Here is a 241-nt window from a genome sequence, read left to right on the forward strand (position 1 = left end):
CGCGGACTCCCCGGGTCGGAGCAGGGCGTAGTCGTAGAGCCCGCGGCCGTCCAGCATCGAGAGCACGGCCCCGCGGTACACCGCGAGGTCGGTCATGCCGGAACCACCGACCTTCGCGAGCAGGGCCACGAACCAGTAGCCGGCGATCACCAGGGCGAGCCCGGTGGCGAGCGCGAGGACAACGACGAGGCCGGGCCGCCTCGGCTCAGGCACGGTCGACCGCCGGCTCGGGATCAGCCCG

General features: G+C 73.9%; 1 protein-coding gene. It reads right to left on the reverse strand.

The window, feature by feature from the left end; all coding sequences use genetic code 11:
* Positions 1-241 (reverse strand): hypothetical protein (locus BN358_RS26795; protein WP_198018468.1); only part of this gene is annotated, 241 nt, incomplete at both ends.

Source organism: Sedimentibacter sp. B4, from assembly GCF_000309315.1.
Classification (GTDB): domain Bacteria; phylum Bacillota; class Clostridia; order Tissierellales; family Sedimentibacteraceae; genus Sedimentibacter; species Sedimentibacter saalensis.